20 protein-coding genes are annotated in these 21637 nt (G+C 56.6%); 12 read left to right on the plus strand and 8 right to left on the minus strand.

Features of this window, described 5'->3' with window-relative positions; all coding sequences use genetic code 11:
* Positions 1-73: 73 nt before the first annotated feature.
* The 5 genes from hypE to hypA are packed head-to-tail and all read right to left on the minus strand — an operon-like array spanning position 74 to position 3691.
* Complete coding sequence (gene hypE / locus M989_RS18730) at positions 74-1084, minus strand: hydrogenase expression/formation protein HypE (RefSeq protein WP_064547772.1); 1011 nt, start codon at positions 1082-1084, stop codon at positions 74-76.
* A complete protein-coding gene (gene hypD / locus M989_RS18735) occupies positions 1081-2202 on the minus strand; it encodes a hydrogenase formation protein HypD (RefSeq protein WP_064547774.1) in 1122 nt (373 codons plus the stop codon). Before hypD ends, hypE begins: the two co-directional genes overlap by 4 nt.
* Positions 2202-2474 carry a HypC/HybG/HupF family hydrogenase formation chaperone gene (locus tag M989_RS18740; protein ID WP_064547776.1) on the minus strand — a complete coding sequence of 91 codons (273 nt, stop codon included), beginning with the start codon at positions 2472-2474 and terminating at the stop codon, positions 2202-2204. The genes hypD and M989_RS18740 overlap by 1 nt, the downstream gene beginning before the upstream one ends.
* A complete protein-coding gene (gene hypB / locus M989_RS18745) occupies positions 2465-3337 on the minus strand; it encodes a hydrogenase nickel incorporation protein HypB (RefSeq protein ID WP_064547778.1) in 873 nt (290 codons plus the stop codon). The genes M989_RS18740 and hypB overlap by 10 nt, the downstream gene beginning before the upstream one ends.
* Before the next feature lie 3 nt (positions 3338-3340).
* Positions 3341-3691 (minus strand): hydrogenase maturation nickel metallochaperone HypA, encoded by a 351-nt coding sequence (gene hypA, locus M989_RS18750; RefSeq protein WP_064547780.1) that lies wholly within the window; start codon positions 3689-3691, stop codon positions 3341-3343.
* Between the two features lie 215 nt (positions 3692-3906).
* Here hypA and hycA point away from each other — a divergent pair, with 215 nt between their 5' ends.
* The 9 genes from hycA to hycI all read left to right on the plus strand — a co-directional run bounded on the left by hycA (position 3907) and on the right by hycI (position 11920).
* Positions 3907-4374: a formate hydrogenlyase regulator HycA gene (gene hycA, locus M989_RS18755; protein WP_064547782.1), complete on the plus strand. Its 468-nt coding sequence runs from the start codon at positions 3907-3909 to the stop codon at positions 4372-4374.
* Between the two features lie 83 nt (positions 4375-4457).
* Positions 4458-5066, plus strand: coding sequence for a 4Fe-4S dicluster domain-containing protein (locus tag M989_RS18760; protein WP_064547784.1), 609 nt, complete (start codon positions 4458-4460; stop codon positions 5064-5066).
* A complete protein-coding gene (gene hycC / locus M989_RS18765; protein ID WP_064547786.1) occupies positions 5063-6889 on the plus strand; it encodes a formate hydrogenlyase subunit 3 in 1827 nt (608 codons plus the stop codon). Before M989_RS18760 ends, hycC begins: the two co-directional genes overlap by 4 nt.
* 2 nt (positions 6890-6891) lie before the next feature.
* On the plus strand, positions 6892-7815 hold the full coding sequence (locus M989_RS18770; protein ID WP_064547788.1) for a respiratory chain complex I subunit 1 family protein: 924 nt from the start codon (positions 6892-6894) through the stop codon (positions 7813-7815).
* A 16-nt stretch (positions 7816-7831) separates the two neighbouring features.
* Complete coding sequence (gene hycE / locus M989_RS18775) at positions 7832-9541, plus strand: formate hydrogenlyase subunit HycE (protein ID WP_064547790.1); 1710 nt, start codon at positions 7832-7834, stop codon at positions 9539-9541.
* Positions 9542-9708: 167 nt separating this feature from the next.
* Positions 9709-10251 (plus strand): formate hydrogenlyase complex iron-sulfur subunit, encoded by a 543-nt coding sequence (locus M989_RS18780; protein WP_064547792.1) that lies wholly within the window; start codon positions 9709-9711, stop codon positions 10249-10251.
* Positions 10251-11018 (plus strand): NADH-quinone oxidoreductase subunit B family protein, encoded by a 768-nt coding sequence (locus M989_RS18785; protein WP_064547793.1) that lies wholly within the window; start codon positions 10251-10253, stop codon positions 11016-11018. Before M989_RS18780 ends, M989_RS18785 begins: the two co-directional genes overlap by 1 nt.
* The gene (locus tag M989_RS18790) at positions 11015-11425 is read left to right on the plus strand and encodes a formate hydrogenlyase maturation HycH family protein (RefSeq protein ID WP_064547795.1); all 411 of its coding nucleotides are present in this window, start codon (positions 11015-11017) and stop codon (positions 11423-11425) included. The genes M989_RS18785 and M989_RS18790 overlap by 4 nt, the downstream gene beginning before the upstream one ends.
* Positions 11426-11446: 21 nt before the next feature.
* Complete coding sequence (gene hycI / locus M989_RS18795) at positions 11447-11920, plus strand: hydrogenase maturation peptidase HycI (RefSeq protein WP_064547797.1); 474 nt, start codon at positions 11447-11449, stop codon at positions 11918-11920.
* A gap of 41 nt (positions 11921-11961) precedes the next feature.
* On the opposite strand, the gene olsF is transcribed toward hycI, so the two are convergent.
* Positions 11962-13668 (minus strand): bifunctional ornithine lipid synthase OlsF, encoded by a 1707-nt coding sequence (gene olsF / locus M989_RS18800; protein WP_064547799.1) that lies wholly within the window; start codon positions 13666-13668, stop codon positions 11962-11964.
* Positions 13669-13778: 110 nt separating this feature from the next.
* The gene (gene hemB, locus M989_RS18805) at positions 13779-14753 is read right to left on the minus strand and encodes a porphobilinogen synthase (protein ID WP_064547801.1); all 975 of its coding nucleotides are present in this window, start codon (positions 14751-14753) and stop codon (positions 13779-13781) included.
* Positions 14754-15278: 525 nt separating this feature from the next.
* Between hemB and ehaB the strand changes: the two genes are divergently transcribed.
* Positions 15279-18203: an autotransporter adhesin EhaB gene (ehaB, locus tag M989_RS18810; protein WP_064547803.1), complete on the plus strand. Its 2925-nt coding sequence runs from the start codon at positions 15279-15281 to the stop codon at positions 18201-18203.
* Between the two features lie 92 nt (positions 18204-18295).
* Positions 18296-18922, plus strand: coding sequence for a helix-turn-helix domain-containing protein (locus tag M989_RS18815; RefSeq protein ID WP_064547805.1), 627 nt, complete (start codon positions 18296-18298; stop codon positions 18920-18922).
* On the opposite strand, the gene ampH is transcribed toward M989_RS18815, so the two are convergent.
* A complete protein-coding gene (ampH, locus tag M989_RS18820; RefSeq protein ID WP_064547807.1) occupies positions 18919-20082 on the minus strand; it encodes a D-alanyl-D-alanine-carboxypeptidase/endopeptidase AmpH in 1164 nt (387 codons plus the stop codon). The two genes, M989_RS18815 and ampH, sit on opposite strands and share 4 nt — an antisense overlap.
* Positions 20083-20413: 331 nt before the next feature.
* Here ampH and sbmA point away from each other — a divergent pair, with 331 nt between their 5' ends.
* Positions 20414-21637, plus strand: coding sequence for a peptide antibiotic transporter SbmA (gene sbmA, locus M989_RS18825; RefSeq protein WP_064547809.1), 1224 nt, complete (start codon positions 20414-20416; stop codon positions 21635-21637).

A 21637-nucleotide genomic window follows, 5' to 3' on the forward strand; every position in this document is an offset into this window, starting at 1 on the left:
TGCCCATAACTGCACCGCATAGGGTGCGATAAATAATAATAATAATAATAAAATGCAGACCTTGAGTGGTCTGTTAACAAATTCGCGGAAGCGGCTCGGCGTGAGGGAGGTCTAGCGTACGTTTTACGCCGTATAATCCGGCAACGCGCACTCCCCGGCGTTCGGTCACTTCGCCAATGATAGCGGCATTGCTGCCTAAAGGATGGGCGCGCAGTGCGGCCAGCACTTCTTCGGCAGCGTCGCGGCTGACGCCAATCACCAGTTTACCTTCATTGGCAAAGTTAAGCGCGTCAAGCCCCAATAATTCGCACACGCCGCGCACGGCGTCTTTGAGCGGCAGATGCTGCTCCTGAATTTCGACGCCAAAGCCGCAGCTGGCGGCAAACTCGTGGGCCACCGCGTTGACGCCGCCGCGGGTGGCATCGCGCAGCGCTTTGACGCCGGCAATCGGCCGCAGCGCTTGAATCAGCGGCGTGAGCACCGCGCAGTCGCTTTGCAGTTCGCCATCGAGGCCCAGCTGTTCACGCAGATTAAGGATGGTTGCGCCGTGGTCGCCCAGAGTGCCGCTGACAATCAGCACGTCGCCCGGCGCCAGGCTCGCCGCGCCCCAATGAATGTCGGCGGGAATCGCGCCCATCCCGGCGGTGTTGATAAACAGTTTATCCGCCGCGCCGCGACCGACGACCTTGGTATCGCCGGTGACGATTGCGATGTCTGCCGCTTTGGCCGTTTCAGCCATGGTGTTAACCACCGCTTCCAGCGTCTCCAGCGGCAAACCCTCTTCGATAATAAACCCGCAGGAGAGATAACGGGGGACCGCGCCGCTGACCGCCACGTCGTTGGCGGTGCCGCATACCGCCAGCTTGCCGATATTGCCGCCGGGGAAGAACAGCGGGTCAATCACATAGCTGTCGGTGGAAAACGCGAGGCGGTCGCCGTGCGTGGTCAATGACGCCAGCGACAGGCGCGCCTGATCTTCTTGCTCGGCGAGCCAGGGGTTGGCGAAAGCCTTCATAAACAGGCTGTCGATGAGCTGCTGCATCGCCAGGCCGCCGCTGCCGTGGGCTAACTGGATAGTGTTCATGCTTCGGACTCCTGACTGCGATATTGATACCAGGCGGCGCACGCCCCTTCGGACGAGACCATCAGCGCGCCGAACGCGCTTTGCGGATTACAGGTTGCGCCAAACAGCGGGCACTGGTGCGGTTTACAGCGGCCGGTAAGCACGTCGCCGCAGCGGGCGCGTGGGTCGTCGCAGACGCGCTGCGGCTGCGGCTTAAAGTGGGTTTCGGCGTCAAAACGCTGATAGTCGTCGGTCAACTGTACGCCAGAATCGTTGATTAATCCCAGGCCGCGCCATTCGCTGTCGCCCTTGACCGTAAATACCTCGGCAATCGCTTTTTGCGCCAGCGCGTTGCCGTCGTCCGGCACCACGCGGCGATACTGATTCTCGACGCGGCTCTCTTCGGCAATTTTCTGCTCTACCAGCATATTAACGCCCTGAAGCAGATCCACCGGCTCAAAACCGGCGACCACCAGCGGACGATGATAGTCGCTGGCGATAAAGCCGTAGGCGTGAGTACCGATGACCATGCTGACATGACCCGGCGCGAGAAACGCGTCGATGCCGTTATCCGGCTGATCCAGCAGGCTGCGCAGGGTTGGAATCAGCGTGATGTGCTGGCAGAAAAAGAAGAAATTCTCGACGTTCTGCGCCTTCGCCTGCTGCAGCGTAATGGCGGTGGTCGGCATGGTGGTTTCAAAGCCCAGACCAAAGAACACCACTTTGCGCGCCGGATTCTGCTGCGCCAGCTTGAGGGCGTCCATTGGCGAATAGACGATGCGAATATCCGCGCCGCGTGATTTGGCCTGCATCAGCGAGCCGTTTTTCCCCGGCACGCGCATGGCATCGCCGAAGGTGCAGAAAATCACCTCCGGATGGCTGGCAATTTCAATACAGGTGTCGATGCGTCCCATCGGCAACACGCACACCGGGCAGCCCGGCCCGTGGATAAATTCGATGTTCTCCGGCAGCAGCTGGTCGAGACCGAATTTAAAAATTGCATGCGTGTGGCCGCCGCACACTTCCATGATGCGCAGTGGGCGTTCGGCGGTATAAGCCAGATGTTGCGCGCGGTTTTTCAGGTGGGCAATCAGCTGCATCACCTGTTCCGGCGCGCGGTACTCATCAACAAAACGCATTACCGTTCCTCGCCAAAGAGCAGGGCGCCAACGTCCGGCTCCACTTCAAACATATTTTCCAGCGCCGCGAGGGTGTCGCGCGCCTCTTCCTCATTGATGACGCTCATGGCAAAGCCGACGTGCACCAGCACCCATTGGCCGATGCGCGATTCGCCGTTCTCATCCACCGCGCCGACCAGCGTCAGGTCGACGTCGCGCTTAATCCCGCAGACGTCCACTTTTGCCTGCACGCCGTCAATGGCGGAAATTTGTCCCGGAATGCCTATGCACATCGCTGCGTCTCCAGCCAGTTTAGCCAGGTGTCCATGCCTTCTCCGCTGGTGGCGGAGATGAGGATGATTTCAATATCCGGGTTCACTTCGCGAGCGCAGGCGAGGCACTTCTCAACGTCGAAGTTGAGGTACGGCAGCAGGTCAACTTTGTTGAGCAGCATCACCGAGGCGGCGGCGAACATATGCGGATATTTCAGCGGCTTGTCTTCGCCTTCAGTGACCGACAGCACCGCAACCTTATGGCGCTCGCCAAGGTCGAAGCTCGCCGGACACACCAGGTTACCGACGTTCTCAATAAACAGAATCCCGTTGCTCTCAAGCGGTAGACGCGGGGCGGCGTCGGCAATCATCTGCGCGTCAAGGTGGCAGCCTTTGCCGGTATTGACCTGAATCGCCGGGGTGCCGGTGGCGCGAATGCGAGCGGCGTCGTTGACCGTCTGCTGGTCGCCTTCAATCACGGCGCAGGAGACGCGGTCTTTCAGGCGCATCAGGGTTTCGGTGAGCAGGGTGGTTTTACCGGAACCGGGGCTGGAGACCAGATTCAGTACCAGCTGTTCGCGGGCGGCAAAGCGCGCGCGGTTGCGGGCGGCAATCTGGTTGTTTTTATCCAGCACGTCGATTTCAACTTCCAGCATCCGGCGCTGGCTCATGCCCGGCGCGTGGGTGCCTGCTTCGCCATGGCCGTAGTGCAAGTCGCCGTTGTCGGCGGCCTGAGGCTGGAATGCTTGGGTTCTGACGCCGGTAATCGACAGGGCCGGACGGCCTGCCGGTGCGAAGGGGGCGCTGCGGAACAGTGAATGCGGATTACGTTCATCGCCCTCTATATAGAGGTTGCCTTCGGCACAACCACAGGTGGTACACATACTTTACTCCTGATCAATTTCAATTCGCTGAATCTGTAAACCGTCGTCGGCGACGATGCGCAGGTTGTCGCTATTGCACTGTGGGCAACGGCGGACGTGTACCGACACGAGCTGGACGTACTGCTGGCAGGATTCACACCAGCACTCCGCCTCCTGCTCTTCGACGTGGAGTTTACAGCCTTCAGCCAGCGTGCCGCGGCACACCAGATCAAAACAAAAGGTCATTGCGCTCGTCTCTACACAAGAAAAAGCGCCGACCTTGATCCAGACGCCAGTGACGCGCTTGGCGCCGTTCTGTATCGCCTGTTGTTCAACAATTTCCAGCGCCCGCTGGCAGAGCGTGATTTCGTGCATAACGCCTCCCGTTTCTCTTAACTCGCAGACGTAATGCAATAACGATGCCAGAGATGTAAAAGCGTCGCGAAAGACTGTCGATGACGATGTCACCCTGACGAAATGACATGTCGTTAGCGGCATGTCATTTCTATAAAATCAATAAAAATCAATCCATTAAAAATATGGCATGAAATGTGCTTGGGAGGCTTGTTTCTATTAACCGGGTAACCGACATGACTATTTGGGAAATTAGCGAGAAGGCCGACTACATCGCCGATCGTCACCGCCGCCATCAGGATCAATGGCGTGTGTACTGTAACTCTCTGGTTCAAGGGATCACATTGTCAAAAGCGCGTCTGCATCACGCGATGAACTGCGCACCGGAGAAAGAGCTGAGCTTCGTGCTGTTCGAACATTTTGTGGTTTCCGTCAGCCTGTCAGGCGGCTTTAACAGCCACACCGTTGAGTACTACGTGGAAACGCGGGATGGCCTGAATAAAGAGTGCGTTGCGCGCGCCGAGCTGAACGCCAGCGGCTTTATTGATGGCACCATCAATATCCGCGATCGCGAGCAGGTGCTGGAACACTACCTGGAAAAAATTTCGCCGGTATACGACACCCTGTATGCGGCGCTGGAGAGCGACAGCCCGGTTAATTTTGGCGGCCTGGCGCAGCAATCTCATCAGGCTTCCATCGCCTGAATTATCGGTGTGTCGACGGGTGTCGAAATGACACCTGCTCTGCATGATTTCGTCAAAAATGACTGTCACCTGAGGAAGACCTGGTGAATCGTTTTGTAATTGCTGACTCTACCCTCTGTATCGGTTGCCGCACCTGCGAAGCAGCCTGCTCGGAAACGCATCGCCACCATGGCCTGCAATCGATGCCGCGGCTCAGAGTAATGCTCAATGAAAAAGAATCCGCGCCGCAGCTGTGCCACCAATGTGAAGACGCGCCGTGCGCCGGGGTATGCCCGGTCAATGCCATTAACCGCGTCGATGGCGTCGTACAGCTCAATGAAAGCCTGTGCGTCAGCTGCAAACTGTGCGGCATTGCCTGCCCGTTTGGGGCGATTGAATTTTCCGGCAGCCGTCCTCTGGATATCCCGGCGAACGCTAATACGCCGAAAGCGCTGCCTGCTCCGCCGGCACCGGCTCGCGTCAGTACGCTGCTCGACTGGGTTCCGGGCGTGCGCGCCATCGCGGTGAAATGCGACCTGTGTTATTTCGATGAGGAAGGCCCGGCCTGTATCCGCACCTGCCCGACGAAAGCGCTGCATCTGGTCAACAACATGGACATCGCCCGCGTCAGCAAACGCAAGCGCGAGCTGACCTTCCACACCGATTTAGGCGATCTGTCGCTGTTTCAGGCGCAACAAGGAGAGGCGAAATGAGCGTGATGACCTTAATCAATAGCGCGGTGGCGTGGTTTGCCTTCGCCGCTGTGCTCTCCTTTTTGCTGTCGTTTAAAAAATCCCTTAGCGGGTTTGTCGCCGGGATTGGCGGCGCGCTGGGCAGCGTTTGTGCGCTGCTGGCCGGGGTGCAGGTGCTGATTCACGCCTTTCCGGTGATGGGCCATCTTTCGCTGGTGCACTACAGCGTGCTGGTCACGCCGCTGAACGCGGTCTGGCTGATTGCGCTGGGCCTGTGCGGGCTGTTTGTCAGCCTCTATAACATTGACTGGCATCGCCACCCGAAGGTGAAAAATAACGGTCTGCTGGTGAATGTTCTGCTGGCGGCGGCTGTCTGTGCGATTGTCGCCAGCAGCTTCGGCTCGCTGGTGGTAATGGCGGAAATTATGGCGCTGTGCGGCGCGTTCCTTACCGGCTGCGCCTCTTCCGGCAAACTGTGGTTTGCCCTGGGCCGTCTGGGCACGATTCTGCTGGCGGTTGCCTGCCTGCTGCTGTGGCAGCGTTACGGCACGCTGGATCTGGTGCTGCTGAACGAACGTGCTCAGCAACTGCCGGTCGGTTCTGACATTTGGGTGCTGTGCGTGCTGGGCTTTGGCCTGTTGGCAGGCATTATCCCGCTGCACGGCTGGGTGCCTTCGGCGCATGCCAATGCCAGCGCACCGGCCGCCGCGCTGTTTTCTACCGTGGTGATGAAAGTGGGGCTGCTCGGCATTCTCACCGTCTCGCTGCTGGGCGATGCGCAGCCTCTGTGGTGGGGGATTGCTCTGTTAGTTCTGGGGATGATCACCGCGTTTGTCGGCGGGCTGTACGCGCTGATGGAGCACAACATTCAGCGCCTGCTGGCGTACCACACTCTGGAAAACATCGGCATTATCCTGCTGGGTCTGGGCGTTGGCGTCACCGGTCTGGCGCTGCAACAGCCGGTAATGGTCGCGTTGGGTCTGGTCGGTGGTCTGTACCATCTGCTTAACCACAGCCTGTTTAAAACCACGCTGTTCCTCGGCGCGGGTGCGGTCTGGTTCCGTACCGGCCATCGCGACATCGAAAAGCTGGGCGGGATTGGCAAGCGTATGCCGATGATCTCGCTGGCCATGCTGGTGGGCCTGATGGCGATGGCCGCGCTGCCGCCGCTGAACGGCTTTGCCGGTGAGTGGGTTATCTATCAGTCCTTCTTCAAGCTGAGCACCAGCGGCGCGTTTATTGGTCGCCTGCTTGGGCCGCTGCTGGCCGTAGGCCTGGCGATTACCGGCGCGCTGGCGGTGATGTGTATGGCAAAAGTCTACGGCGTCACCTTCCTCGGCGCGCCGCGCACCCAGGAGGCTGAAAACGCCTGCTGTGCGCCGCTGCTGATGGCGGTGAGCACCGTCGTGATGGCGCTGCTGTGCATCGTGGGCGGCGTTGCCGCACCGTGGCTGCTGCCGCTGCTGAGTACCGCCGTGCCGCTGCCGATGGCCACCGCGCATACCGTGGTTTCCCAGCCGATGATTACCCTGCTGCTGATTGCCTGCCCGCTGCTGCCGTTCATCATTCTGGCGCTGCTCAAAGGCAATCGCCTGCCAAGCCGTTCTCGCGGCGCGGCGTGGGTCTGTGGCTACGACCACGAACAGTCAATGGTGATTACCGCGCACGGTTTTGCGATGCCGGTGAAACAAGCCTTTGCCCCGGTACTCAAACTGCGTAAATGGCTCAACCCGGTCTCTTTGGTACCGGGCTGGCAGAATGCGGCGGCGCCGCTGCTGCTGCAACGTCTGGCGCTGGTTGAACTGGCGGTGCTGGTCGTGATTGTCATCTCTCGAGGAGCCTGAACATGACGGTCTTATTTGCTTTATTGCAGGCGCTGGTGCTGTTCGCCGTCGCGCCGCTGCTCTCCGGTATTACCCGCGTGCTGCGCGCACGGTTGCATAACCGTCGCGGGCCGGGCGTGATGCAGGAGTATCGCGACATCATCAAACTGCTGGGCCGTCAGAGCATTGGCCCGGACGCTTCCGGCTGGGTCTTCCGTCTGACGCCGTTTGTGATGGTTGGCGTAATGCTGACCATCGCCACCGCGCTGCCGGTGGTGACCGTAGCCTCGCCGCTGCCGGGTCTGGGTGACCTGATTACCCTGATCTATCTGTTTGCCGTTGCGCGTTTCTTCTTCGCGATTGCCGGTCTCGACACCGGTAGCCCGTTTACCGCCATTGGCGCCAGCCGTGAAGCGATGCTCGGCGTGCTGGTGGAGCCGATTCTGCTGCTCGGCCTGTGGGTCGCCGCGCTGGTGGCCGGTTCAACGCACATCAGCAATATCACCGACACCCTTTACCATTGGCCGGTCAGCCGCAGCATTCCGCTGGCGCTGGCCTTCTGCGCCTGTGCCTTCGCCACCTTTATCGAAATGGGCAAACTGCCGTTCGACTTAGCGGAAGCGGAGCAGGAGCTGCAGGAAGGCCCGCTCTCCGAGTACAGCGGCAGCGGCTTCGGCGTGCTGAAGTGGGGCATCAGCCTGAAACAGCTGGTGGTGCTGCAGATGTTCGTTGGCGTCTTTATCCCGTGGGGCCAGATGACCAGCTTTAGCATCGGTGGCCTGGTGATTGCCGTGATTGCCGCCATCGTCAAGCTGGTGGTCGGCGTGCTGATTATCGCCCTGTTCGAAAACAGCATGGCGCGTCTGCGTCTGGATATTACCGGTCGTATCACCTGGACCGGGTTCGGTTTAGCCTTTTTAGCCTTCGTCTCCTTGCTGGTGGCGTGATAAGAGAGTTTTGAGCATGTCTGAAGAAAAAGTGGGTCAACACTACCTCGCTGCGCTGCACCAGGCCTTCCCGGGCGTGGTGCTGGACGAAGCCTGGCAGACCAAAGACCAGTTAACGATTACCGTGAAGGTGAACTACCTGCCGGAAGTCGTCGAGTTTCTTTACTACCAGCAGGGCGGCTGGCTGTCGGTGCTGTTCGGCAACGACGAACGTAAACTGAACGGACACTATGCGGTCTACTACGTGCTGTCGATGGAAAAAGGCACCAAGTGCTGGATCACCGTGCGCGTCGAAGTTGACCCTAATACCCTGGAATACCCGTCCGTAACGCCGCGCGTTCCGGCGGCGGTGTGGGGCGAGCGCGAAGTGCGCGATATGTACGGCCTGCGCCCGGTGGGGCTGCCGGATGAACGTCGTCTGGTGCTGCCGGATGATTGGCCGGACGAGCTGTACCCGCTGCGTAAAGACAGCATGGACTACCGCCAGCGCCCGGCACCGACCACCGATGCCGAAACCTACGAGTTCATCAACGAACTGGGCAGCAAGAAAAACAACGTAGTGCCGATTGGCCCGCTGCACGTCACCTCCGATGAACCGGGCCACTTCCGTCTGTTCGTTGACGGCGAGAACATCATCGACGCCGACTACCGTCTGTTCTATGTCCACCGCGGCATGGAGAAACTGGCGGAAACCCGTATGGGTTACAACGAAGTCACCTTCCTGTCGGACCGCGTGTGCGGCATCTGCGGCTTTGCTCACAGCACCGCCTACACCACCTCCGTTGAGAACGCGATGGGTATCGTGGTGCCGGAACGTGCGCAGATGATCCGTGCGATTCTGCTGGAAGTGGAGCGTCTGCACTCGCATCTGCTGAACCTTGGCCTGGCGTGTCACTTCACCGGTTTCGACTCCGGCTTTATGCAGTTCTTCCGCGTTCGTGAAGCCTCCATGAAAATGGCGGAAATCCTTACCGGCGCGCGTAAAACCTACGGTCTGAACCTGATCGGCGGTATCCGTCGCGACTTCCTGAAAGACGACATGATCCAGACCCGTCAGCTGGCGCAGCAGATGCGTCGCGACGTGCAGGATCTGGTGGATATTCTGCTGAGCACCCCGAACATGGAACAGCGTACCGTGGGTATCGGCCGCCTGGATCCGGAAATCGCCCGTGACTTCAGCAACGTCGGCCCAATGGTTCGCGCCAGCGGGCATGCCCGCGACACCCGCGCCGATCACCCGTTTGTGGGCTACGGTCTGCTGCCGATGGAAGTGCACAGCGAGCAGGGCTGCGACGTTATTTCGCGCCTGAAAGTACGTATCAACGAAGTGTTCACCGCGCTGAACATGATCGACTACGGCCTCGATAACCTGCCCGGCGGCGAGCTTGCGGTAGAAGGCTTCACCTACATTCCGCACCGCTTCGCGCTGGGCTTCTCTGAAGCGCCGCGCGGTGACGATATTCACTGGAGCATGACCGGCGACAACCAGAAGCTGTATCGCTGGCGCTGCCGCGCGGCGACCTACGCCAACTGGCCAACTCTGCGCTATATGCTGCGCGGTAACACCGTTTCCGATGCGCCGCTGATCATCGGCAGCCTCGACCCTTGCTACTCCTGTACCGACCGTATGACTGTGGTCGACGTGCGTAAGAAGAAGAGCAAGGTCGTGCCGTACAAAGAGCTTGAGCGCTACAGCATCGAGCGTAAGAACTCGCCGCTGAAATAATTGGGGCACTGCGTGGGGGATTTCCCCTCACCCCGACCCTCTCCCCAAAGGGGCGAGGGGGAAGGGCAGATCGAGCGCGAACTGACTGACCGCGCCGATTGGTCCCCTCTCCCTTAGGGAGAGGGTTAGGGTGAGGGGAAAACCCCGCACGCAAGCTGGGAGCAACTATGTTTACCTTTATTAAAAAAGTCATCAAAACCGGCACGACGACATCGTCCTACCCGCTGGAGCCGATGCCGGTGGATAAAAACTTCCGCGGCAAGCCGGAACACAATCCGCAGCAGTGCATCGGCTGCGCGGCGTGCGTTAACGCCTGCCCGTCGAACGCGCTGACGGTGGAAACCGATCGCGCCGCTAATCAGCTGGCGTGGCAGTTCAACCTCGGTCGTTGCATCTTCTGCGGCCGCTGCGAAGAAGTGTGCCCGACGGCGGCGATTAAGCTGTCGCAGGAGTACGAGCTAGCGGTGTGGAAAAAAGAAGATTTCCTCCAGCAGTCGCGCTTTGATATCTGCAACTGCCGCGTGTGTAACCGTCCGTTTGCGGTGCAAAAAGAGATTGATTACGCCATTGCGCTGCTCAAGCACAACGGTGACAGCCGCGCGGAAAACCACCGCGAAAGCTTTGAGACCTGCCCGGAATGTAAGCGTCAGAAATGTTTGGTGCCTTCCGACCGTATTGACATGACTCGCCACATGAATGAGGCCATCTGATGAGCAACTTAATAGGGCCACGCGACGATAACGGCATGCCGGTGCCGATGACGGTAGAGGAATCTATCGCCAGCATGAAAGCGTCGCTGCTGAAAAACATCAAGCGTTCAGCCTACGTTTATCGCGTGGACTGCGGCGGCTGTAACGGCTGCGAGATTGAAATTTTTGCGACGCTTTCACCGCTGTTCGACGCCGAACGTTTTGGCATTAAAGTGGTGCCGTCACCGCGTCATGCCGACATTCTACTGTTCACCGGCGCGGTCACCCGCGCCATGCGTTCGCCGGCGCTGCGCGCCTGGCAGTCCGCGCCGGACCCGAAAATCTGTATCTCCTACGGCGCCTGCGGCAATAGCGGCGGTATCTTCCACGACCTGTACTGCGTCTGGGGCGGTACCGATAAAATCGTGCCGGTGGACGTTTACATTCCCGGCTGCCCGCCGACGCCTGCGGCGACGCTGTACGGCTTTGCTATGGCGCTGGGTCTGCTGGAGCAGAAAATCCACGCCCGCGCGCCGAGTGAACTGGACGCGCAGCCGGCAGAAATTCTGCATCCGGACATGATCCAGCCGCTGCGCGTGCAGGTTGACCGCGCCGCGCGCCGCCTGGCGGGCTACCGCTACGGTCGTCAGATTGCCGACGACTATATGCTGCATCTGAACCAGGGCGATGCTCAGGTTCAGCAGTGGCTGGCAACGGAAAACGATCCGCGTCTGACGGAAATCGTCACGCAGCTTAACCACGTAGTAGAAGAGGCACGTATTCGATGAGCGAACAGGTGGTGTTCAGTCAACTGAGCCGTAAATTTATTGATGAGAACGATGCTACGCCTTCCGAGGCGCAGCAGGTCGTCTATTACAGCCTGGCGATTGGCCACCACCTCGGGGTCATCGACTGCCTCGAAGCCGCGCTGACCTGCCCGTGGGATGAATATCTGGCGTGGATTGCTACGCTTGAAGCGGACAGCACGGCGCGGCGCAAGATGGAAGGCGTGCCGAAATACGGTGAGATTGTTATCGACAGCAACCATGTGTCGATGCTGGCGAACGCGTTTGATAAAGCGCGCGCGTCACAAACGCCGCAGCAAAAAGAGTGGAGCCAATTGATGCTCAATATGCTGCACGCCATTCATCAGGAGAGCGCCATCTATCTGATGGTGCGCCGCCTGCGCGACTGATTTTACGATTGAGGAATGACCATGACTGACGTTTTACTCTGTGTCGGCAATAGCATGATGGGCGATGATGGCGCTGGCCCACTGTTGGCAGAAATGTGTGCAGCCCAGCCGAAAGGGGCGTGGGTCGTGATTGACGGCGGCAGCGCGCCGGAAAACGATATTGTGGCGATCCGCGAGCTGAATCCGGCGCGCCTGCTGATTGTTGATGCTACCGATATGGGGCTGAACCCCGGCGAGATTCGCATCATCGACCCGGACGATATCGCCGAGATGTTTATGATGACCACCCATAATATGCCGCTGAATTACCTGGTGGATCAGCTGAAAGACGACGTGGGCGAGGTGATTTTTCTCGGCATTCAGCCGGATATCGTCGGCTTCTACTATCCGATGACCGAGGCGATTAAAAACGCCGTTGAGGTGGTGTATCAACGGCTGGAAGGCTGGCAGGGCCACGGCGGTTTCGCGCAACTGGAAGCAGAGGATGAGGCGTAATCCTCTCCTCATCCCAACCCCCTCCTGTGACGGAGGGGGAACTATTCATCGAGATGTGCGGCAATATAACGCTGGTAGCGATTGGCCTTCAGATAGGTTAAGTCCACCAGCACCAGCCCATCGACACAGTTATTGAAGTCCGGATCGCTGCCAAAGTCGATAAACTGCACGCCGCCCGGTTCGCAGACTTCGGAATATTGCTTGTACAGCGGCGGGATGCCGCAGCCAAGGTTGCCGAGCAGCGACTTCAGCCGCGTCAGATCTTCGCTATAATCTTCGCCGCCAAACTGCGCCAGCACGTCGGGTAACGACGCCGGGTAAGGGCGGCGCGACTCGGCCAGCGGATGCGTTGCCGGAAACCACAGGCGATAAAAAGCGACCAGCAGGTCGCGCGCCGAAGGTGGCAGCCCGCCAGAGATGGAGACCGGGCCGAACAGATAGCGGTAGTGCGGGTAGCGCGCCAGATACGCGCCGATGCCGGACCACAGGTAGTCCAGCCCGCGACGTCCCCAGTAGCGCGGCTGAATGAAGCTGCGCCCCAGCTCAATACCGTGTTGCAGAATATCGTTCATCCGCTCATCGTAGTGGAACAGACTATAGCTGTAGATGCCGTCCAGCCCGCGTTTTTCCAGCTGCATGGCGGTAGGCATAAAACGATAGGCGCCGACGATTTCCAGATCCTCTTCATCCCACAGAATCAGATGCAGATAGTCGTCGTCGTAACCGTCAACGTCGCGGCGTTTGCCGCTGCCTTCACCGACTGCGCGGAAGGCGATTTCGCGTAGCCGCCCCAGTTCGCGCAGCAATGGCGCGTCTTCCTGGCCGTTACGCTGCCATAAATAGATCATTTTCCCGTCCGCCGTGCGCCCCAGACATTCCGCCTGGCTGAGTTCACGTTTAAGCAGCGCGCGCGCCTCCGGGCGAGCAATTGCGCTTTCGGTTTTAAAGATGCCCGGCAGCCGTTTGCCTAACCGCTGCACGTGGCGATAGCAGCGGTCCGTCATTTCGCGCGGCGTGGACTGCGGATTAAACCAGGCGGACCACGAAATTTGTTCGCCAATCGTCAGCGGCAGGCTGCTGTTACGACGGCGGAACATCTGCTGCATCAGTAGCAGTAACGGCAGGTTTTGCGACACCAGCGTGCTGGTGTAAAACAGCGTACTGTTGCGCGCTTCAATCCATGCAGGCAGCAGCGGAGCGCGGTATTTCGCCGCCAGCTTGATAAAGCCGGAGTGCCATTTTTTATCGCGGATGCCGCGACACGTCAGGCGCGACACTTCGCCCGCCGGAAAGAAAATCAGCACGCCGCCGTTTTGTAGCTGGCCGTCCATTTGCTGGAGCGCGGTTTTGGCGGTACGACCGTTGATATTGTCCACCGGAATAAACAGCGAGCTGAGCGGCTCAAGGTGCGTCAGCATCCGGTTAGTGACCACTTTGACGTCGCGGCGTACGCGGGATACGGCATAGAGTAGGGCCAGGCCGTCAAGCGTACCGGTAGGATGGTTCGCGATCATCACCAGCGGGCCTTGCTCGGGGATTTGTTCGAGACTGCGCAGCGGGATATCGCAGTGGATGTTGAGGTGTTCCAGCACCTGTTCGACGGTATCCAGCCCTTTCAGGTGACGGTGACGTGCCGCGAACTGCTGAAACTCTTCTTCATGCAGCAGCTTTCTCAGTAGGTTTTTTTGCCAGGGGGCGGGCCTCGCCTCTGGCCACAGGTCGTCGATGACATTGTCGAGACTAAACATAGTGGCTCCTCCTCTGTCCTGCTGTGACAGTAGAAGGGGGAGATGTCGGTGAGATGGCAGTTTGGTGACGTTTTATGACAAACGCCCCGCATTGCGGGGCGTTTGGGGAGTTAACGCAGAATTTTCTTCTCGGCTAAATCAAGCGCGAAATAGCTGAAGATGAGGTCTGCGCCAGCGCGTTTGATGGCGCCGAGGCTTTCCAGCACCACTTTCTCTTCGTCAATGGCGCCAGCCTGTGCGCCAAATTTAATCATCGCGTACTCGCCGCTGACCTGGTAGGCGCCGATCGGTAGCTCGGTGCGTTCACGAATATCGCGCAGGATATCGAGATAGGCGCCCGCCGGTTTGACCATCAGGCAGTCGGCGCCCTGCGCTTCGTCGAGCAGCGACTCGCGAATCGCCTCGCGGCGGTTCATCGGGTTCATCTGATAGGTTTTGCGATCGCCCTTCAGCGCGGTACCGGCCGCTTCGCGGAACGGGCCGTAGAAGGAGGAGGCAAATTTGGTGGAGTAGGACATGATCGCGGTATCGGTGAAGCCCGCCGCGTCCAGCGCCTGGCGAATAGCCTGCACCTGGCCGTCCATCGCCGCGGAAGGGGCGATAAAGTCTGCACCCGCCGCCGCCGCAACCACCGCCTGTTTGCCGAGGTTAGCCAGCGTCAGGTCGTTGTCCACGCCGTGATCGCACAGGACGCCACAGTGGCCGTGAGAGGTGTATTCGCAGAAGCAGGTATCGGACATGACGATCATTTCCGGCACGGTTTGCTTGCAAATGCGCGACATACGCGCCACCAGACCGTCTTCTTTCCAGGCGTCGCTGCCGGTGTCGTCGGTATGGTGAGAAATACCAAAGGTCATCACCGAGCGGATACCGGCGTTAGCAATGCGTTCAATTTCGCGCGCCAGATGCTTCTCTGGAATGCGCATCACGCCCGGCATGGCCTCGATGGCTTTGTAATCGTTGATTTCTTCTTCAACAAAGATCGGCAACACCAGGTCGTTTAAGCTCAGTGTTGTCTCTTCAAACATAGCGCGTAGCGCAGCAGATTTGCGCAGGCGACGGGGGCGATGGAGTAAGTCTGTCATGGTATGCCTGATGTTTGTGAAATAAGAGCGCTATTGTAACCGAATCAGAGGGAAGATGTTTTACTAAAGTGGTGGTTATGCGGGCTTAAGAAGCGGGACACTCCGGGCGTGTCAGATGTGGCTTAATAATCAGAATGTATAATATCCCCTGCCTTTTATTTTTCTAAAGTATATATTATTTGTGTGGTTTTTATTTTGTTATAAATATGGTTTAGGTGTTCCGTTGTGCATCGTTTTTTAGTGGTTATTGTTTATTTGCTTGTTGTATTTAATGGCTTTGAATTATACATCTTAATTTGCATTGCTTTGATTTATTGTTTTGATTTTATTTATTTTTTTTGTGGGTTTTATTTATTTTAATTAGTGTCTTTCTTTATTTGGAATGTCCGGATTCGAACTATGCATGAACTGGAGTTGAACCATTTGCTATGCGCGTCGCATAATTCTGTCCGCATAGCATATAAATGTTTTATTGCAATTGTTAATTGATGGACCAACATATATATCCCTGAGGAGGGATGACAAATGCACTCCTGGAAAAAGAAACTTGTAGTATCACAATTAGCATTGGCCTGCACTTTGGCGATCGCTTCTCAGGCAAATGCTTCTACAGATATCTCTGGCACCACCTACACCACCTTCACCCATTATAACGACTCAACTTATGCTGATGGCGTTTACTATAATGGTTATGTGGGCTGGAACGACGACGAGACCGATAGCGTTTATAACGGGGACATCTACCCGGTAATCAATAATGCGACCGTTAACGGTGTGATTTCTACCTATTATCTGGATGATGGCCTTGCTACCAACACTAATACCAACAGCCTGACCATTAAAAACAGCACTATTCACGGTATGATCACCTCTGAGTGCATGACCAGCGATTGCGCAGACCGTGACGCAACGGGTTATGTTTACGATCGCCTGGCGCTGACCGTTGATAATTCAACTATCGACGATAACTACGAACATTATACTTATAATGGCACGTATACCGATGGTACTGCAGATACTCACGTTGTGGATGTCTATAACCTGGGTACCGCGATTACGCTGGATCAGGAAGTTGATCTGGCTATCCAAAATAACTCCCACGTTGCGGGTATTACCCTGACTCAGGGTTATGAGTGGAGCGACGTTGACGATAATACCGTTAGCACCGGCGTTGATAGCAGCGAAGTGTTTAATAACACGATCAACGTGACGGATTCTACTGTAACCTCTGGTTCATGGTCTGATGAAGGCACTTCCGGCTGGTTCGGTCATAACGGTAACGCAAGCGATTACGATGGCTCCAGCTATACTGCTGATGACGTTGCGATTTCTGCTATTGCGAATCCGTATGCTGATAACGCGATGCAAACCACCGTTAACCTCAGTAATTCCACGCTGAACGGCGATATCTTCTTCTCCAGCAATTTTGACGAAAACTTCTTCCCTAACGGCGCTGACAGCTATCGTGATGACGATTCAACCGCAGATACTAACGGTTGGGACGGCACAGACCGTATGGATGTTACCCTGGATAATGGCAGCAAGTGGGTCGGTGCGGCCATCTCTGCGCATCAGGTTGATACTGACGGTGATGGCGTTTACGACAGCTTTGCGGCAGGCACTGACGCCACTGCTACGCTGATTGATATTGCGGCTAACAGCCTGTGGCCATTGTCAACCTATGGAGTTGATAGTAACGATACCGCTTATGATGAAAACGGTCACGTTGTGGGCAATAGCGTCTACCAGAGCGGCCTGTTCAATGTAACGCTGAACAATGGTTCGCAGTGGGATACCACGAAAACCTCACTGATCGACACTCTGAGCATTAACAGTGGTTCCGTCGTTAATGTGGCTGATTCTAATCTGGTTTCTGACTCCATCTCTCTGACCGGTGGCTCCGCGCTTAACATCAACGAAGACGGCCACGTTGCTACTGATGAGCTGACCATTGACAACAGTACCGTCACTATTGCCGATGATGCTGCTGCCGGTTGGGGCGTTGGCGATGCGGCACTGTATGCCAACACGATCAACGTTACTAACGGCGGTGTCCTGGATGTCGGTAACAGCACGGCGTATGCGCTGCAGACCGATATTCTCAATCTGACCAGCACCACAGACGCTAACGGTGAAGTGAATGCTGGCGTATTCGATATTCACAGCAACAATTTCGTTCTGAATGCCGATCTCACCAACGACCGTACCAACGACACCACGAAGTCTAACTATGGCTACGGTGTTATCGCGATGAACTCTGATGGTCACCTGACTCTCAACGGTAACGGCGATTCAGATACCTCTTCCGATCAGTCTGAAGTGGATAACGCTGGCGATAGCGTTGCAGCAGCGAGCGGTAACTATAAAGTTCGTATCGATAATGCCACGGGTGAAGGTTCTGTTGCTGATTACAAAGGCAAGGAGCTGATCTACGTTAACGATCAGAACAGCACCGCAACGTTCTCTGCAGCGAATAAAGCCGATCTGGGTGCTTACACCTATCAAGCTAAGCAGGTTGGCAATACGGTAGTAATGGAACAGACTCGTCTGACCGACTACGCAAATATGGCGCTGAGTATTCCTTCTGCTAACACCAACATCTGGAACCTGCAGCAGGATACCCTGAATACCCGTCTGAACGCTTCTCGTCACGGCTTCACCGACAATGGCGGCGCATGGGTGAGCTACTTCGGCGGTAGCTTCAATGGCGACAATGACGCCATTAAATACGACCAGGATGTTAACGGCATCATGGTGGGCGTGGACTCTAAAATCGACGGCAACAACGCACAGTGGCTCGTCGGTGCAGCTGCAGGCTTCGCGAAAGGCGATATGAGCGAACGTTCAGGCCAGGTCGATCAGGATAGCCAGTCCGCCTATGTCTACTCTTCTGCCCGTTTTGCGAACAACGTCTTTATTGATAGCAACCTGAGCTACTCCCGCTTCAGCAACGACTTAACCGCGACGATGAGTGATGGTACCTACGTTGATGGGGACACAACTTCTGATGCATGGGGCTTCGGTCTGAAACTGGGCTATGATTGGAAAATCAACGATGCAGGCTATGTGACTCCATACGGTGCGATTTCTGGTCTGTTCCAGTCCGGTGACAGTTACCGTCTGAGCAATAGCATGAATGTTGGCGATCAAGATTACGACAGCATGCGTTATGAGCTCGGTTTCGATGCCGGCTACACGGCGAACTTCGGCGACCAGGCAATTTCTCCGTACTTCAAACTGGCTTACGTCTATGACGACTCAAGCAACGACGCCAATATCAATGGTGACAACATCGATAACGGCGTAGAAGGTTCAGCGGTTCGGGTTGGCGTGGGTAGCCAGTTCAGCTTTACCAAGAACTTCAGCGCCTACACCGGGGTGAACTACCTCGGCGGCGGCGATGTTGATCAGGATTGGGCGGCTAACGCCGGTGTGAAATACACCTGGTAATCTTCACAACACCGGGAAGGAAACTTCCCGGTGTTTGATGCTTTATTCAACGCCCGTCATGATGATGGGCTTTTTTGTAGGGATTGCAAAACATGCCTTCTTCAAGCAAGCCGCTCCGTGAGTTTTTGGCTCTTGATAAAAGACTGTCTCAAACGGGTACGCGCTTTCAGCTTGCGGCTGGGGAGCCGATCCTACCTGCCCATTACACCATAAACGACGTCACGGTTGTCGTTCAGCAAGGCGTAGTGTCACTGCATCGTAATGAAGGCCATGTGCTTTGTGGCATTCTGCAAAGCCCCTCGATTTTTGGACTCGCCGCTGGCGCTAACGCAATCCGCAACGACTACACGCTGGTCGCAGAAAGTGACTGTCGCGGTTTCTATCTTCCGTCGCAGGAAACGCTCAAATGCCTGGAACGCTATCAGCTATGGCGAGAGGCGTTTTACTGGATGACATGGCAAACACGAATGCTGGAAATGCGTGATACGCAACTTATTGGGACCAATCATTACGATCAGATTCGCTCAACGCTGCTGACGATGATTGGCTGGGATGACGATATTCGCTCGCGAATTGGTGTGCTGAACTATATCCAGCAGCGCACGCGAATATCACGCTCGGTCATTGCCGAGGTGCTTTCCGCGTTACGCAAAGGGGCATATATCGAGATGAAAAAAGGCAAACTCGTGAGTATCACGCGTTTGCCTACCCACTATTAAGAGGCGGGAATAACGCCAGGTTTGTTGCCGCTTAACTCGGTGACCAGTTCGTTGATACCGTCACTCATATTCACAAAGCGGGTTAACGGTGAACGGGTAACGACCACGAACGCGCCGACGTTAGACTGCGGAATCATCGCCATATAGGTGATAAAGCCGCCGCCACCGCCGGTTTTCTGGATAATGCCCGGACGGCCATTTTTGGGTGCCATATACACCCAGCCGAGGCCTAGCGCGTCGGCGCGGCCCGGCACGTCCATCCCGACAACGCGGGTCAGTTGATTACGCTGGTAAACCAGCGTCTGCATGCGGTCAGCCTGGCTGCTGCGGTGATAGAAGTCTGATGATAAATACTGCTGCATCCAGCGCATCATATCACCCGGCGTAGAATAAACGCCGCCGCTGCCCATTGCCGCCAGGGTGTTGTTACACGGGCTGGCCCCTTTCTCTGCCACCATCAGACGGCCGCACTGGTCCGGCGATGGTGTAAAGGTGGTGTCCTTCATGCCCAGCGGGCGAGCGATCTGCTCTTCAAACAGCTGCGGGTAGGGTTTGTGCGCGGCGTTGCCCAGCGCATCGGCCAGCAGGTCGAAGGCCAGGTTAGAGTAGCTGGCCTGCGAGCCCGGCGCGGCGTGCAGTTTTGCTGACGAGAGATAGCTCCAGCGCTGTGATTGGGTCGGCCATACGAAGACCGGACGATGCGCCGCGCCGCCAGGCTGCTCGCGCGGCAGAGAACTGGTATGCGTTGCCAGGTTCACTAAGCGAATTGGCGTGCCGTTGTAGGTCGGCACGCTCGCGCCGGGCGGTGCATATTTACTCAGCGGATCGTCGAGCTTAACCACGCCCTGATCGAGCAGTTTTACCAGCATTTCGCTGGTCATCAGCTTCGTCAGCGAGGCGATACGAATCACCGAGTCAAGCTGCGGATGCACGTTGTTGCCCGGCCGGGTTTCGCCAAAGCTGCGGAACACGCGCTGGTTGCCGTCAATCACCACCAACGCCATACCGGTCGCACCGCTACCGTAGAAGATATGGTTGGCATAACGGTCAACAATGTCGGACGCAAACGCGGGCGCGGTAATCGGCTGTGGCTGAGCAGCCTGCGCCGAGGTCAATGACGCCACGCACAGCGCGGCAGAAAAAAGCAGACTACGTTTCAACGGAAGCATCCATGAATTGAAATGGGAGAGTAATGCGTATTTATACTAAAAATACATCGAATCGGCATCAGGCACAGAGCCATTAAACGGTATGATAGCGGGAAAAACGTAACCGGGCGTAAACGCGATGATTATTCCTCGACGTGGGTGCGCACTTTTGTGATCCGACGCGTATGATAGATGCGCGTGCCGCCTGCGAACTCTGGCGGTATTTTTCGGTCTGATTGCACAGTTACATTGCCTAATACCTCTTTACGGTAAAAACGATCCGTGGCGGTATTCTGTTGTCATCGCACAACGCAGAATCATAAGAAGTTAGCAGGAGAGTACGATGTTTAAGTCTTTTTTCCCTAAGCCGGGACCCTTTTTTCTCTCGGCGTTTATTTGGGCAATGGTTGCGGTTATTTTCTGGCAGGTGGACGGCGGTAGCTGGCTATTGCGCCTGACCGGTGCAAGCAATGATGTTCCGATTAGCGCGGCACGTTTCTGGTCGCTGAACTACCTGGTGTTTTATGCCTACTATCTGGTGTGCGTTGGGCTCTTTGCCGGCTACTGGTTTATTCGCAGCCCGCACCGTTGGCAGTACTGGTCGATTCTGGGCACGGCGCTGATTATCTTTGTGACCTGGTTTATGGTGGAAGTTGGCGTGGCAATTAACGCCTGGTATGCACCCTTTTATGATCTTATTCAGACGGCGCTGGCCTCACCAAACAAAGTATCGATTAACCAGTTCTATCAGGAAATTGGCATCTTCCTCGGTATCGCGCTTATCGCTGTCGTCATCGGCGTGTTGAATAACTTCTTCGTCAGCCACTATGTGTTCCGCTGGCGTACCGCGATGAACGAGCACTACATGACCCACTGGCAGCACCTGCGCCATATTGAAGGGGCAGCACAGCGTGTACAGGAAGACACCATGCGCTTCGCGTCGACGCTGGAAGATATGGGTACCAGCTTTATCAACGCCATCATGACCCTGATTGCCTTCCTGCCGGTTCTGGTATCGTTGTCTGCACATGTGCCGAATCTGCCGATCGTCGGCCACGTGCCGTACGGTCTGGTGATTGCGGCAATCGTCTGGTCGCTGATGGGGACCGGGCTGCTGGCGGTAGTAGGTATCAAGCTGCCGGGGCTGAACTTTAAAAACCAACGCGTTGAAGCGGCCTATCGTAAGGAACTGGTTTACGGTGAAGATGATGCCACTCGCGCCACGCCGCCGACCGTACGCGAGCTGTTCAGCGCGGTGCGCCGTAACTATTTCCGCCTTTATTTCCACTATATGTACTTCAATATTGCTCGTATTCTGTACCTGCAGGTGGACAACGTTTTCGGTTTGTTCCTGCTGTTTCCGTCGATTGTTGCCGGTACGATTACGCTCGGTCTGATGACGCAGATAACCAACGTTTTCGGCCAGGTACGCGGATCGTTCCAGTATCTGATCAGCTCCTGGACCACGCTGGTGGAGCTGATGTCTATCTACAAGCGTCTGCGCAGCTTCGAACGAGAGCTGGATAATAAAGATTTGCCGGATGAAGTCGTACAGCCGCAGAGCTAG

The sequence above is a fragment of the Kluyvera georgiana ATCC 51603 genome (assembly GCF_001654985.1).
GTDB lineage: Bacteria > Pseudomonadota > Gammaproteobacteria > Enterobacterales > Enterobacteriaceae > Kluyvera > Kluyvera georgiana.

Excerpts from the sequence above, each read along its gene's own strand:
- M989_RS18770 (WP_064547788.1), top strand. The coding sequence starts at position 6,892 with ATGACGGTCTTATTTGCTTTATTGCAGGCGCTGGTGCTGTTCGCCGTC.
- M989_RS18740 (WP_064547776.1), bottom strand. The coding sequence starts at position 2,474 with ATGTGCATAGGCATTCCGGGACAAATTTCCGCCATTGACGGCGTGCAG.
- hypD (WP_064547774.1), bottom strand. The coding sequence starts at position 2,202 with ATGCGTTTTGTTGATGAGTACCGCGCGCCGGAACAGGTGATGCAGCTG.
- hypA (WP_064547780.1), bottom strand. The coding sequence starts at position 3,691 with ATGCACGAAATCACGCTCTGCCAGCGGGCGCTGGAAATTGTTGAACAA.
- hemB (WP_064547801.1), bottom strand. The coding sequence starts at position 14,753 with ATGACAGACTTACTCCATCGCCCCCGTCGCCTGCGCAAATCTGCTGCG.
- M989_RS18815 (WP_064547805.1), top strand. The coding sequence starts at position 18,296 with ATGCCTTCTTCAAGCAAGCCGCTCCGTGAGTTTTTGGCTCTTGATAAA.
- sbmA (WP_064547809.1), top strand. The coding sequence starts at position 20,414 with ATGTTTAAGTCTTTTTTCCCTAAGCCGGGACCCTTTTTTCTCTCGGCG.
- hypE (WP_064547772.1), bottom strand. The coding sequence starts at position 1,084 with ATGAACACTATCCAGTTAGCCCACGGCAGCGGCGGCCTGGCGATGCAG.
- hycA (WP_064547782.1), top strand. The coding sequence starts at position 3,907 with ATGACTATTTGGGAAATTAGCGAGAAGGCCGACTACATCGCCGATCGT.
- M989_RS18780 (WP_064547792.1), top strand. The coding sequence starts at position 9,709 with ATGTTTACCTTTATTAAAAAAGTCATCAAAACCGGCACGACGACATCG.
- ehaB (WP_064547803.1), top strand. The coding sequence starts at position 15,279 with ATGCACTCCTGGAAAAAGAAACTTGTAGTATCACAATTAGCATTGGCC.
- hycE (WP_064547790.1), top strand. The coding sequence starts at position 7,832 with ATGTCTGAAGAAAAAGTGGGTCAACACTACCTCGCTGCGCTGCACCAG.
- M989_RS18790 (WP_064547795.1), top strand. The coding sequence starts at position 11,015 with ATGAGCGAACAGGTGGTGTTCAGTCAACTGAGCCGTAAATTTATTGAT.
- M989_RS18785 (WP_064547793.1), top strand. The coding sequence starts at position 10,251 with ATGAGCAACTTAATAGGGCCACGCGACGATAACGGCATGCCGGTGCCG.
- olsF (WP_064547799.1), bottom strand. The coding sequence starts at position 13,668 with ATGTTTAGTCTCGACAATGTCATCGACGACCTGTGGCCAGAGGCGAGG.
- hycC (WP_064547786.1), top strand. The coding sequence starts at position 5,063 with ATGAGCGTGATGACCTTAATCAATAGCGCGGTGGCGTGGTTTGCCTTC.
- hycI (WP_064547797.1), top strand. The coding sequence starts at position 11,447 with ATGACTGACGTTTTACTCTGTGTCGGCAATAGCATGATGGGCGATGAT.
- hypB (WP_064547778.1), bottom strand. The coding sequence starts at position 3,337 with ATGTGTACCACCTGTGGTTGTGCCGAAGGCAACCTCTATATAGAGGGC.